We start from the raw sequence: 12,106 nt of genomic DNA on the forward strand, positions 1-12,106 counted from the left end.
TCAGAGTTAAAAAACTCTTTTCAATAACATTCCTAAATCGTTAGCCCCGTTTTTTAATAATAGTTAAACCAATTTTGACAGACATCTCTTTCGATGTTAACTGTATTGTGATCCCATAATTTGTTTTATCTGAGTGATCTATTCTAATTTGGCACGTTGTTTCCTCTGGTAGATCATATTTGCTTTTCAGTTTCTGAAAGAGGTCAGAGTTATTTTCTGGCTGGTAGATAATTTCACTAAGCTCTGTTGTTCCGGTTCTTAACGTTCTTTTTACATTCAAGGAGTCAAAAACATCTCTTTTGACAACTAAGTTAAGAATCTCTTCGTCAAATAAAGGGTCTATCTCCGAATCGTAATGCAACTTGCCATTAGAATAACTAACGGGAACCGTTTTTTTGTTTTCTCCGATTTGTATTCTATAGTCACCCTTACCATCTGCCTTGGTAATATCTAGGTCAATTTCATATCTTTTGACTTCGTCTCCATTCTTTATATAGACTCTGCTTTTATAAGTTTCTAGGCCATTAAAATCTTTCTGCTCTTGTTCCAAAAATTTAAACATGGGATCAAACGTTTTTTCAAACTCGTACTGTTCCTTTGTTCTATTTTGGGGAATAGTTTCACCACCAAAACTACAAGCATTCAATGAAGAAGCTGTCAAAAGAATAACAAGAAATCCAGTTACCCATAAACACCATTTAAACTTTTTCATATTTTATTTAATCCTTTTCTCGAGTCATAACAGTAAGATTTTTTCAAAAATTTATAAATGTTTAGTTTAACTTACACTAGTTCTGCGTCAATTCCAGCTTCAGCAAAAATTTCCTTAACTTGTTCAAAATTACTTGACATGATTGTCGCTTGTTTTAAATTTGGAAACTGCTTTAATTCAGCCAAACTAACCTCGTTCAAATCAAAAATACTATCCTCACCATCCCACTGAGGAATCAGATTCATAAAGATTTCATTACCGCCATCCATATCAATCTCTTTTACAAGACTTGCATACTTCTGTGAAATCTGAAAATTTTTAAAGTATTCTAATGCAGGCTCGACAAGTTCTGTACTTTCTGTATCAATATCCAACTCGCTAAATTCCTCTGAAAAATCAAAAATATCAAAAGCTGGCTTTAAAACCTCTAAATCATACATCAATACTTGGATAATAGCTAGTTTAAAATTCAGATTATCAAAATGAAGATATTTTTCTTGAACAACTTTTGGATTTGATTTTTGACGTTCATGCTTGATTTCTGGATAGTAGGAAATGGTGAGTGGATATCTCATTACATCTGGTCTTCCATTAAAATTGGTTCCGCGAGGGGTCCATAAAATAAAATTGAAATCCCCAGTTCTGTGTCTATCATAAAGAAAATAGGGAGGCTTCCCATCAGTGGATACTACGGCTTGACAAGGCATCTTGGGTAATTCTTCTTCTCCAAACATAGGTTTTACAACATCACCAAAATAGAAACTGATAGTAGAAAGTAGATGCTCATCATCAATATAGACCCTGCATTTCTTTAAATGATTCTTGACAGAAAGCGAATGTTCAAATACAATACCAGCATTGTCGTAAATGTACTTTATGTATTTATTTTCTTTTTTGACAACCTGATCAGGCTTTCCTAATACAGCTTCAATATCTTTCAAAGATAAAGGAAAAGACAAGCTGGTTCCATTCATTACCATTGAATTGTCATGAAAATCGATTTCGAGGTTTTTAGGACTTTTCTTTTTAAAAAAACTAAACATTTGATTCTCCTATTTATAATTTGTTTATCTAAATGCATCAAATCTATTTTTCTAACGTTAGAAAATTTACTGTATAAAATAATATTTTGCCGTATTTTTCGTCCGTAGGATTAAAAAAGCAGGAAGCCTCCTAAAAATTAATTACTCTTCACTAATAAACTTACCGCCTCAACGTGGCGCGTCCGCGGAACACAAAAGGTTTGGGGAGTTCAAAGCTCCAGTGGAGCTTTGAAGCCTTCTTACCTTAAAATGAAAAGGTGAGGGGATTAGCTACGTTTCACTAACAAACTCACACACTCAGCGGTTCGGACTTACCGTATCATCAGCGAGAAACAAAGTCTTTTCCATCTTCTAAAGAATCAAACACGACAAAATCTTTAGAATAATCATTTTGGTACAATTCCAATAGATACATCTTTCAATCTCTCAATATTTGAAAAACTAACCGATATTTTAAGCAACTTACAATCAAATTATCTAGCCTTTATATACGCATTTATCATATAACGAAGATAATTAAGTGTGGTTTATCCAGGATCAACATCTATAGAAGTTATTTTGTAACCATCATTATTGTATAAAAATTCCAATTGTAGGGTTAAATCTACTAATTCAGAATCGGAGGTCATCTCATATTCAACAATAAAGCCAGTTTGATCATTAAATTCATAAACTTGTAGTTGGGAGTACTCATAATTCGGATGGAAATTACAATCTACACCATATTCATCAATTTTATCAAAATCATTTAATTGTAATGAATCGTCAATATATTCAAGTAACTCTCTTACATCATCAACTTCTGAACCATCAACACAATTCAAAATATCTCTATAATTATTTAGATGAATTGCTCTTAAAATCTTTTTAAGTATTTCAATTACTTTTTCTTCATCTAGGTAGTTTTCTTTGTACTCAAAATCATCGAATATTCCCATGATAATACTTCCTTTTTTTGTAATCAACTTTAAATCTTATGAATATTAAAAATGTTTCACTAGCAAACTCACACACTCAGCGGTTAGGACTTACTGTATCATCCGTGAAAAAACAATCCTCACGAAATAAAGGAAAATCCTTCGTTTTGATATTGTTCCATTCGTAAACCGAACCGACAATATCTCCAATAATTGCTCCTAGCATGGTATTCCTCCTTACAAACTATTAGTTTAGACTGACATTTCTACTTGTCATACTCTTTTATCTTATCTGCATATTTAGTTAAAAGATTCTTTGAATAAATTTTTGCATTACTTGAATTTCTAACTTCTTTCCAAAGAATAGAAGCTACTTTTAGTTTATTCGAGTAATTGTGACTATTTTCATCTGCACAAAAATCCTTAAAAAACTGATTCCATTGACAAACCGAATGGTCATACTTGGCATAATCTGAATCTCCATAATAGACTTTTAGCATATCTTGGATTGTAAAACTCAAATCATCTTCTCTTTTTACTTTTCTCCAAGCTGTCGCCATATCAGCAGTAAATTTAAAGGGCGAAACATCTGTTAAAGTTGAGAAATATTCTCTAAAGTATGCATTAAAGGAGAATCCACATTCAAGTAAGGGCGTATCTAAGGCAACGACTTCTACTTGTTTCTTTTTCCTTTTTATTGATGATTTTTTAATCAAATTACCCTTAAAGTACTGCTCAATAATATGATTGAGTTCTTGTTTTGTACCTCTATATTCAAGCCCTAATGACTTGCATATCTGTGAAAGTTCATCACGATACCAGTAATATTTATTAAATTCATCAAAGGATGTGATTTTATCAAACTCGGGTCTGCTCTCTATCAATATAACACCTCCTTAAAAACAGTTTAGGTTTTCATCTCAAAATAATGGAGTTTTAGTTTCTTTATTTTGAGGATTAGCAACGTTTCACTAACAAGCTCACACACTCAGCGGTTCGAACTTACCGTATCATCTGTAAAAAAGCAGTCTTTCCGAAATAAAGGAAAACCCTTCGTTTTGATATTATTCCATTCGTAAACAGAACCTACAATGTCTCCAACAATTGCTCCTAGCATCCGTTTCCTCCTTATGGCATATCAGATTCGTTACACATTTCTAATGAGTCACTCTTTAAAAATGGCACCACCAAATCAATCCACTCATCAGGAAGGTAAGCTGATAAATAGCCGTGGTTATAGCCCTTTGCTTCATACAAAATTGTATTTGAATGTAGCTGATGAAATAATTTCGCTGATTCTTTCACACAGTTCAATTCTTTTTCACCATAGATATACAGAACCTGAGCCTTGCTAGCAGAAATCATATCTTTCAGCTTGTAACATCCCATATAGTTTTTGTAAATGGTCACCAATGTTTTGACAGGCGTCCTTGGCAAATCCTCCAAATAATAAGCTTTTATTTCCTCTGGATAAGCCAGTTTAGGATAGAGTTTGTTCATCATGCTTAACTGAAGTTTGCAAGAGAATTTATTGAACATCAGTTTACCAAATAGAGACACTAGAAAGATGCTGATTTTAGCTAAACTTGGTTGAGGAATACAGAGGCTTCCGTCTATGATGCCCTTCTTAGCAATTTCACTGTCTAAAGACAAAAGCTCCATGGCAATTTGACCACCAAGTGAAACACCACCGATTGCAAACAATTTCCCACCACAGTTTGCTTTGATATAGTCTAGAATCTCCAAAGCAGAATTTTCAGTAGAAACATAATCAAGTTGATATTCCTCGCCGTGCCCATTCAAAGTTGGTAGAATAATACGGTATTCTTTTGACAAGATTCGTGCTTGACGAAGATAATTCCACCAAGAACTGCCACCACCATGTATCAGTAAAATAGGAGGCAAATTCTTATTACCAAATTCATGGAATTTCATGTTTAAACTCCTTACTGTAGGACTTTCACTAGCTACATCCTTGTTTAATTGGCTCGTACAAGCAAAGCTACACACTCAACGTGCGAAGATAGTCATCAAACTTCGAACTTTCCCGTGCAAGTCGGCTTTGCCTAATATTTTCAAGAATCCGCTCTTTATCAAAGGGCTTCTCTGCCACTCTCACTACATCATCCGCAAGTTTGCTTGAGAAGTGCATCACCTCACGTAGAGTCTTACTCTCAACGCTGAAGGTAGGCATGGTTCCCATACCTCCCGCAAAGGCAACTGCCTCTTTACGAATGCCGACTGGGATTCGAGTGTCTAATAATTTCTCGCCAAATTGCCTAATGACATTATTGCTCTTCGCTAGGATATTGTCAACCTTTGAACCCCATTTTTCGACATTTGCGAGAATTCTTGCTTTGGTGCTGTTCTTGGCTAACTGAATCATCTCAGCCGCCTTAGCTCCGAGTTTCGTGCCCTTCGCCATCTTTCCTACAGCTGCTGGACCGACAAAAAGACTGGCAATCTCAAAGGTCAAGCCCCCTGCATCATAGGCATCCATATGGGTAACTTTATCCCAGAGGGCTTTCCCTGTCTCTTGAGCACGATAAGCCGCCTTATCCGCATAACTAGCATTAGGGTCTTGACCGCGCATAGCCGCTCCTGGATCCGTCAGAGCAGTGTAAGTTCCTACTCCTAACTCCACAAGGCTAGACAAGTTATCTGCCGTTCCTTGCAAGTTACGCTTCATCCACTCTGGAGTTTTACCTCCTGTTAGGCGATTGACGCCATCAATACTGGCAATACCAATGATCTGAGTCAAATCTACAGCTCCGATGGCAGTCTCTGAAACCATACTTCCAGCTGCACCAATAAAATCTTCCGCAAACAAGAGAGAATCTTTCAAGTCCTGTGGTGGAACAGGCAGATTCCGTGTGCCCTCAACAACATCACCCCACCAGGAGGCAATCTCATTCGAGCGATCCTTCAGCCAAGCTTGGATGGGGTGATGACGGCAATAAAACTCCTAAGTTATTGTTTCATCTATAATCTACACTTGTAATAAAATTTAAATAATCTGAGGATTTTACAGAGCCATCATAAGCATAGTTATAGAGTAGTACAACTGCATTGCCTTTATTTATAGTCAGACTCTCTAATGCGTTCAATTCACACAACAACTGTTCCTCATAGGAAGCAGTGCGCAAAATAATAGATATATCGTTTGTTTCATTTGGCAAAACTGCTTTTTCAATTAAATCTTCATCTATATCATTAATATCTATCTTAAAATCGTTGAAAAAATCAGAAACAACGATCTCTCCCTCATTATCATAAGTTAGATCAATATAATTTTCTAACTCAGTTAAATTTTTGAAATTACCTATCCAAATAGATACCGTATTGTCTGTTTCCATTTTATTAAATCCTTTCTATTAGCTATGGAATTCTTAGCCCCTTAGGTAATACCTGAACTCCTCCCTCAAGACGATAATTAGCCCAGATATTTAATCTTCTCACAAACATATCATAATCTTTCGACGAATCAATAATTTCCAGCAATTCATTATGTGCTTTTGTAGAACCTAAACCACCATGGACTCCTTCAGGGTTAATAAACTTTACATCTGAAATTGCAGTACGTAACTCTCTAATTTTTTCGGCAGTTATATCCCAATACTTGAATTGCGGAGTCCTTGAAACTAAATGCCACTCATGCATTCCACCAGGATATCTTAATTGACGTTCAATTTTCTTACGTAGTTCCTTTTTCTTCCAAATAAAGTCTAACTCTTCTACCGTTAGAGAATTGAAAAATTTTTCAAAATCTCCACTTTTAACTGTTGGAATATCCTTAGCTGTTATATTTTTTATATCATCATAGAAGCGCTCTACTTTCCCAGAACCACCTACACCTCTCACTGCATCATCCGCATGTTTACTTGAGAAGTGCATCACATCACGTAGAGTCTTACTCTCAACTCTGAAGGTAGGCATGGTTCCCATACCACCCGCAAAGGCAACTGCCTCTTTACGAATGCCGACTGGGATTCGGGTATCTAATAATTTCTCTCCAAATTTCCCAATGACATTATTGCTCTTAGACAGGATATTGTCAGCCTTTGAACCCCATTTTTCGACATTTGCGAGAATTCTTGCCTTGGTACTGTTCTTGGCTAAGCTAATCATCTCAGCTGCCTTGGCTCCTAGCTTGGTACCCTTAGCCATCTTACCCACAGCCGCTGGACCAACAAAAAGACTCGCAATCTCAAAGGTCAAGCCTCCTGCATCATAGGCATCCATATGGGTGACCTTATCCCAGAGGGCTTTTCCGGTCTGCTGAGCACGATAAGCTGCCTTATCCGCATAGCTGGCATTGGGATCCTGGCCACGCTGAGCCGCTCCTGGATCCGTCAGAGCAGTGTAAGTTCCTACTCCTAACTCCGCAAGGCTAGACAGGTTATCTGCCGTTCCTTGCAAGTCCCGCTTCATCCACTCTGGAGTTTGACCTCCTGTTAAGCGATTGACGCCATCAATACTGGCAATACCAATGATCTGAGTCAAATCTACAGCTCCGATGGCAGTCTCTGAAACCATACTTCCAGCTGCACCAATAAAACCTTCCGCAAACAGGAGGATATCTTTCATCCCTTGAGGAAGCGGTAGATTTCGTGTTCCCTCAACGACATCTCCCCACCAGGAATCAATCTCATTCGAGCGGTCCTTCAGCCAGGCTTGGATGGGGTGATGATGTGCAAGAATTCCTTATATGCTACGCTTAGTAATCGTATTCTGCGATACCAATAAACTCTAATGTCCCAGAACCATTGTTACTTACTTTTAATTCTTCTTTAGAATAATCAAAATCATAAATCAAAACAATTGTATTATAGGTTGATGATATTTTAGGAAACTGCATAATAATCTCTTCATCGTATGAGAAACCTTCAAGCAAAACATCAATATTATTTTCAGGAACATCAACCCAATCTTTTTCAACTAAATCTCTATCGTAGTACGACAAATGAAAGTCTGTCTCAAATTCTGAAGAAACGCTATCCCCATCCTCTTTATATGAAATTTTGAAGTATTCTTGAAATTCTTCTTGACTGGCAAAATTACCAAGCCATAACGATACTTTTTGTTTCATTTTTAATACCTTCTCAATCCTTCTAGTAAATCTAAAATTCCATTTTTCATTCTTCGACTTGCCCATTCATTTAATCTGTGTGCAAATTCCTCATAATCATATGACGAATCAATAATTTTTAATATCTCATTATGAGCTTTTGTAGAGCCCCGTCCTCCATGTACTCCACGAGGATTTATGAACTGCACATCTTCAATTAAACTTCTCATTTCTTTGATATCATCCATGGAAACTCCCCATTTTTTAAATTGAGGAGTCCGAGAAACAAGATGCCATTCATGGTAGCCACCTGGTCTTCTTATTCTATCTTCGATTTTTTTACGTAATTCTGGGATTTCCCATAATTTCTCTAGTTCTTCTGGAGCTAAATTATCAAACCACTCATTAAATTTACCATTTTTAACTGTTGGAATAATATCATCATAGAAGCGCTCCGCTTTCCCAGAACCACCTACTCCTCGTGCTACATCATCTGCATGTTTGCTTGAGAAGTGCATCACCTCACGTAGTGTCTTGCTCTCAACGCTGAAGGTAGGCATTGTTCCCATACCTCCCGCAAAGGCAAATGCTTCTTGACGGATACTGACTGGGATTCGGGTATCTAATAATTTCTCCCCAAATTGCCTAATGACATTATTGCTCTTCGCTAGGATATTGTCAACCTTTGAACCCCATTTTTCGACATTTGCGAGAACTCTTGCTTTGGTGCTGTTCTTGGCTAAGTTAATCATCTCAGCTGCCTTAGCTCCTAACTTGGTCCCCTTAGCCATCTTCCCTACAGCTGCTGGACCGACAAAAAGACTGGCAATCTCAAAGGTCAAGCCTCCTGCGTCATAGGCATCCATATGGGTAACTTTATCCCAAAGGGCTTTTCCGGTCTCTTGAGCACGATAAGCAGCCTTATCCGCATAGCTGGCATTGGGATCCTGGCCACGCTGAGCCGCTCCTGGATCCGTCAGAGCAGTGTAAGTTCCTACTCCTAACTCCGCAAGGCTAGACAGGTTATCTGCCGTCCCTTTCAAGTCCCGCTTCATCCACTCTGGAGTTTGACCTCCTGTTAGGCGATTGACGCCATCAATACCGGCAATACCAATGATCTGAGTCAAATCTACAGCTCCGATGGCAGTCTCTGAAACCATACTACCAGCTGCACCAATAAAACCTTCCGCAAACAAGAGGGAATCCTTCATCCCTTGAGGAAGCGGTAGATTTCGTGTTCCCTCAACGACATCGCCCCACCAGGAACCAATCTCATTCGAGCGATCCTTCAGCCAGGCTTGGATGGGGTGATGACGGCGATAAGAAGCTTCTCGCTCAGCGGCTTCTTGTTCTGCCTTGCGTTTAGCAGCCTCAATCGCTTCTGCCTTGGCTTTCGAATACTGCTGATCCAGCTCATAAATCGCTTTACCGAGTTCTTCATGCGCCACAAAGTCGGTCAAAATAGGATCACTATAACTCAGACTCTTCACTCTTCCAGCAGCTGCCATCTGGCTACTTAAAGCACTAAAAAGCTGTTCCGTACTGCTGGTTGTCGTCATCTTATCAAAGGCATTGACCTTATTCTTCGTATCCTGAACATACTTCCGAGCTGTCTGGGTATTAGTATAGAAGGTGCTGCTTAAGGGAGCACTCAGGTGATAGAGACTCGAAATACCATCATAGATACTCTTGAAATTGGTATCCATGACCTTATGTTTTTCATCGGCTTCATTTAGCTTCTTGACCGCATCATCCAAAGTTTCTTCTGCTAGAACTGCGGTTGCGGAGGTTTCGCCGACAAGATTCTGAAAATCCGTGATCGTCTTGGAAAACTCAGAACCTAGAAATTCTAAGCCATTCTTTAAGCCAACAATCACGGGGTTATGAACATTATTGATTTCATTCGTAATCGCTTTCCCAACTTCTCCATGCATGGAATTACTGGTGATGATGGCATTCATCCCATTTTTAGCGGTATCCAACTGACTCTGAGCAGTTGCGACCATCTTCATATAGGCCTCTTGGGCTTTCTGAAGCTCCGCAATATCGACATAAAATCCCATTAGCCTTCCTCCGTGTTTAAATACGGCTCATAATACCGAACAAAATCCTCACTGCGCATAAAGGCAGTCGATACTTGTTGCTGGGAGAGCTGAGTCGCACGTAAAACATCCTCTGTAAACTGACTTTCCCAGTCGTCACTGTAACCTTCAAAACGAAGTCGCTCAATCATCATGTTACTTACGAAAAAAGCATCCATTCCAGGCATCTCACCCAAAGTCATCAAATCCTTCTTGAAGAGATGGTACTATAGATTAGTATAAAAAGGAGAAACATCTTTAATGATTTCTTTTGAAAAAGCTGTCTGTAGGGGAAGAATATCAATAGCTTCAGAATACTGCTGATGATTCAAATAATCAACAATAGCGAGACAATCTTTTTCTTCACCATCTACAACGAGCGTTGCTACTGGTTGATTCTCTCTAACAACCATCAATAGGTAGACAGTCCGAACACCCGTATTCTGTTGTAAGAATGAAATTAAAGGAGTTGTCAGCCAAGAATAATCTTTACTTGGAACCCCAAATGATACTTGCTTTTCCGTCGTATTCTGTCCGTGGAATAAAGCTGATGGAAGGACTACATTATCAGACATAGGGTTTAGAACAATTCCAGCTATTTGATGATTAGACTGAAGTAACTGTATACAATCAGATAGGCGAACAGATCCCAAACGAATTGAATTATTATCACTTATAGGCGGCAGTTGCTCTTCTTGACTCGTTAAAATCGGTAGATAAAAATTTTCTGTTCCATCCTGAATATGGAGAATGCGGAACGTCTGCTTATCTACCCATCTTATAGGAACGAACAGCGTCCATTTCTCCAAATTTGAAAGAAGCTGTTCCCTATTTTTTTTGTTCTATTTGATGAAAAACGTTGTAAACTATCTTTGACGTTCATTCTTTTTTAATTCCTTATCTAAATCTTGAAGTAGGTAGATGATTTCTAAATTATAATTAGCAGTTGCATCTATCAACATACGTGCATGATCCTTAAGATGAACATTCGATGGGATAGTTTCTGTTTCCTTTATTGATCTAATAATGGTATAAAGAGTGTTAATTGCTCCTTTTTCCTGTATTTCTGAAGGATACTGTTTATCCATTATTTCTAAAATTTTATTGGCTATCTCTATTGATTTCATACTCATAATCTACTCCTTAATTAGGGATAGTCCTTACATTCACAACCCAATCCTGCGACCATCCCTGTGGTAATAATATTTGGTCCGCACCGCCTTTTAGAACAGTCCCTGATAAAGAAATCTTCTGCGGCGCAACTTTTCCAATACTCAGTGTTTCTCCTTTAGGAATTCGAATCTCTACTTCATACATTCGAGTATTTTTCCATTCGGGAAGTAATGCAGTATCAATCTTCGCTTGAATTCTATTTTGCGCAGGGCTGGAAGTTACAAAACCTCCCCCAGCATCAGAGTGTCCTCCAAATGTACGATAAACAGTTACTTCTTCTGTTGTCACTACCGTCCGATATTGTCCATCCTGAAATGAATCCACAATCCATGATGGAAGGTCAGCCTTCTCTATTAATTTTACACTACCATCAATACCTGTAGGGTATTTAATTTGATTTTCTTTTCTTAAATACTCCCCAAACTTCGAACTTTCCCGTGCAAGTCGACTTTGCCTAAGATTTTCAAGAATCCGCTCTTTATCAAAGGGCTTCTCTGCCACTCTCACAACATCATCCGCATGTTTACTTGAGAAGTGCATCACATCACGCAGCTGCCATTTGGCTACTTAAAGCACTAAAAAGCTGTTCAGTACTGCTGATCGTGGTCCGCTGAACATAACTTCAATTATAACAAAATGTCTTGAAATCCTATTTCTGATATTTGTTCATTAATATATTTTATTCCAACACCGTTTTCAATATCCCATTCACAATCACAAATGAAGCCTGCTTCGCGTGTATTATCATCAAAATTCATCGGAATCATAATTTGTTTTACTGTCAAAAATTTAAAGATTTCACTCGGATTATTTTTAGCATTTAATAACTTCTGACCAAAATTAGAATCTGAATCCAGTCTATCAATTACCTCATCAATTATTGAATTATAATATCCAACAATACCATTCTCGGCTTGGGTAACACGGTTCTGAATATCACTGAAAAAAATTCAAAAGCTTTGATTTGATTTTCATCGAACACCGCATCTTCATCTGCATCAATATTTATTTCAACAGAAAATTCCTTTTTAAAAATATTTAATTTAATTCTCTTAGTCCAACCATAATTAAATGTCAATTCCCCAAAAACAGGATGTACTATCTTCATTTCA

General features: G+C 37.8%; 18 protein-coding genes. All 18 read right to left on the reverse strand.

Annotated features, from left to right (window positions below):
- Nucleotides 1–40: 40 nt before the first annotated feature.
- On the reverse strand, nt 41–712 hold the full coding sequence (locus FQT28_RS05010; protein WP_143989603.1) for a hypothetical protein: 672 nt from the start codon (nt 710–712) through the stop codon (nt 41–43).
- 71 nt (nt 713–783) lie between these two features.
- The gene (locus tag FQT28_RS05015) at nt 784–1,755 is read right to left on the reverse strand and encodes a DUF6892 domain-containing protein (protein WP_143989604.1); all 972 of its coding nucleotides are present in this window, start codon (nt 1,753–1,755) and stop codon (nt 784–786) included.
- 527 nt (nt 1,756–2,282) lie between these two features.
- Complete coding sequence (locus FQT28_RS05020; RefSeq protein WP_096407252.1) at nt 2,283–2,693, reverse strand: DUF7668 domain-containing protein; 411 nt, start codon at nt 2,691–2,693, stop codon at nt 2,283–2,285.
- Between the two features lie 76 nt (nt 2,694–2,769).
- Nucleotides 2,770–2,898: an ADP-ribosylglycohydrolase gene (locus FQT28_RS05025; RefSeq protein WP_096407254.1), complete on the reverse strand. Its 129-nt coding sequence runs from the start codon at nt 2,896–2,898 to the stop codon at nt 2,770–2,772.
- Between the two features lie 40 nt (nt 2,899–2,938).
- A complete protein-coding gene (locus FQT28_RS05030) occupies nt 2,939–3,556 on the reverse strand; it encodes an SAP domain-containing protein (protein ID WP_143989605.1) in 618 nt (205 codons plus the stop codon).
- A gap of 104 nt (nt 3,557–3,660) precedes the next feature.
- Nucleotides 3,661–3,789 (reverse strand): ADP-ribosylglycohydrolase, encoded by a 129-nt coding sequence (locus tag FQT28_RS05035; protein WP_143989606.1) that lies wholly within the window; start codon nt 3,787–3,789, stop codon nt 3,661–3,663.
- 11 nt (nt 3,790–3,800) lie between these two features.
- On the reverse strand, nt 3,801–4,607 hold the full coding sequence (locus FQT28_RS05040; protein ID WP_143989607.1) for an alpha/beta hydrolase: 807 nt from the start codon (nt 4,605–4,607) through the stop codon (nt 3,801–3,803).
- A 67-nt stretch (nt 4,608–4,674) separates the two neighbouring features.
- Nucleotides 4,675–5,517, reverse strand: a complete 843-nt coding sequence (locus FQT28_RS09990) for a hypothetical protein (RefSeq protein WP_221928128.1) — start codon at nt 5,515–5,517, stop codon at nt 4,675–4,677.
- 133 nt (nt 5,518–5,650) lie between these two features.
- The gene (locus FQT28_RS05055; RefSeq protein ID WP_084948139.1) at nt 5,651–6,028 is read right to left on the reverse strand and encodes an immunity 22 family protein; all 378 of its coding nucleotides are present in this window, start codon (nt 6,026–6,028) and stop codon (nt 5,651–5,653) included.
- Between the two features lie 22 nt (nt 6,029–6,050).
- Nucleotides 6,051–7,259 (reverse strand): hypothetical protein, encoded by a 1,209-nt coding sequence (locus tag FQT28_RS10115; protein WP_260663449.1) that lies wholly within the window; start codon nt 7,257–7,259, stop codon nt 6,051–6,053.
- 130 nt (nt 7,260–7,389) lie between these two features.
- Nucleotides 7,390–7,761 carry an immunity 22 family protein gene (locus tag FQT28_RS05070; protein ID WP_084948141.1) on the reverse strand — a complete coding sequence of 124 codons (372 nt, stop codon included), beginning with the start codon at nt 7,759–7,761 and terminating at the stop codon, nt 7,390–7,392.
- Between the two features lie 2 nt (nt 7,762–7,763).
- The gene (locus FQT28_RS05075) at nt 7,764–9,803 is read right to left on the reverse strand and encodes a T7SS effector LXG polymorphic toxin (protein ID WP_143989608.1); all 2,040 of its coding nucleotides are present in this window, start codon (nt 9,801–9,803) and stop codon (nt 7,764–7,766) included.
- Nucleotides 9,803–10,024, reverse strand: a complete 222-nt coding sequence (locus FQT28_RS05080) for a hypothetical protein (RefSeq protein WP_143989609.1) — start codon at nt 10,022–10,024, stop codon at nt 9,803–9,805. Before FQT28_RS05080 ends, FQT28_RS05075 begins: the two co-directional genes overlap by 1 nt.
- A 24-nt stretch (nt 10,025–10,048) precedes the next feature.
- Entirely contained in the window at nt 10,049–10,630 is a 582-nt protein-coding gene (locus tag FQT28_RS05085) for an enhanced serine sensitivity protein SseB C-terminal domain-containing protein (RefSeq protein WP_260663450.1), read from the reverse strand.
- Nucleotides 10,631–10,687: 57 nt separating this feature from the next.
- Nucleotides 10,688–10,954: a MerR family transcriptional regulator gene (locus FQT28_RS05090; RefSeq protein ID WP_143989610.1), complete on the reverse strand. Its 267-nt coding sequence runs from the start codon at nt 10,952–10,954 to the stop codon at nt 10,688–10,690.
- Between the two features lie 10 nt (nt 10,955–10,964).
- Complete coding sequence (locus FQT28_RS10120; protein ID WP_260663451.1) at nt 10,965–11,495, reverse strand: hypothetical protein; 531 nt, start codon at nt 11,493–11,495, stop codon at nt 10,965–10,967.
- Between the two features lie 125 nt (nt 11,496–11,620).
- On the reverse strand, nt 11,621–11,944 hold the full coding sequence (locus tag FQT28_RS10245; protein ID WP_398575136.1) for a DUF6985 domain-containing protein: 324 nt from the start codon (nt 11,942–11,944) through the stop codon (nt 11,621–11,623).
- On the reverse strand, nt 11,872–12,102 hold the full coding sequence (locus tag FQT28_RS05100; protein ID WP_143989611.1) for a DUF6985 domain-containing protein: 231 nt from the start codon (nt 12,100–12,102) through the stop codon (nt 11,872–11,874). The genes FQT28_RS10245 and FQT28_RS05100 overlap by 73 nt, the downstream gene beginning before the upstream one ends.
- Nucleotides 12,103–12,106: the final 4 nt, after the last annotated feature.

It is taken from the genome of Streptococcus oralis (genome assembly GCF_901543815.1).
In the GTDB taxonomy this organism is placed as follows: domain Bacteria; phylum Bacillota; class Bacilli; order Lactobacillales; family Streptococcaceae; genus Streptococcus; species Streptococcus oralis_CM.

Excerpts from the sequence above, each read along its gene's own strand:
- FQT28_RS05020 (WP_096407252.1), bottom strand. The coding sequence starts at position 2,693 with ATGGGAATATTCGATGATTTTGAGTACAAAGAAAACTACCTAGATGAA.
- FQT28_RS05055 (WP_084948139.1), bottom strand. The coding sequence starts at position 6,028 with ATGGAAACAGACAATACGGTATCTATTTGGATAGGTAATTTCAAAAAT.
- FQT28_RS05100 (WP_143989611.1), bottom strand. The coding sequence starts at position 12,102 with ATGAAGATAGTACATCCTGTTTTTGGGGAATTGACATTTAATTATGGT.
- FQT28_RS05040 (WP_143989607.1), bottom strand. The coding sequence starts at position 4,607 with ATGAAATTCCATGAATTTGGTAATAAGAATTTGCCTCCTATTTTACTG.
- FQT28_RS05015 (WP_143989604.1), bottom strand. The coding sequence starts at position 1,755 with ATGTTTAGTTTTTTTAAAAAGAAAAGTCCTAAAAACCTCGAAATCGAT.
- FQT28_RS05090 (WP_143989610.1), bottom strand. The coding sequence starts at position 10,954 with ATGAGTATGAAATCAATAGAGATAGCCAATAAAATTTTAGAAATAATG.
- FQT28_RS05075 (WP_143989608.1), bottom strand. The coding sequence starts at position 9,803 with ATGGGATTTTATGTCGATATTGCGGAGCTTCAGAAAGCCCAAGAGGCC.
- FQT28_RS05010 (WP_143989603.1), bottom strand. The coding sequence starts at position 712 with ATGAAAAAGTTTAAATGGTGTTTATGGGTAACTGGATTTCTTGTTATT.
- FQT28_RS05080 (WP_143989609.1), bottom strand. The coding sequence starts at position 10,024 with ATGACTTTGGGTGAGATGCCTGGAATGGATGCTTTTTTCGTAAGTAAC.
- FQT28_RS05035 (WP_143989606.1), bottom strand. The coding sequence starts at position 3,789 with ATGCTAGGAGCAATTGTTGGAGACATTGTAGGTTCTGTTTACGAATGG.
- FQT28_RS05025 (WP_096407254.1), bottom strand. The coding sequence starts at position 2,898 with ATGCTAGGAGCAATTATTGGAGATATTGTCGGTTCGGTTTACGAATGG.
- FQT28_RS05070 (WP_084948141.1), bottom strand. The coding sequence starts at position 7,761 with ATGAAACAAAAAGTATCGTTATGGCTTGGTAATTTTGCCAGTCAAGAA.
- FQT28_RS10115 (WP_260663449.1), bottom strand. The coding sequence starts at position 7,259 with ATGAAAGATATCCTCCTGTTTGCGGAAGGTTTTATTGGTGCAGCTGGA.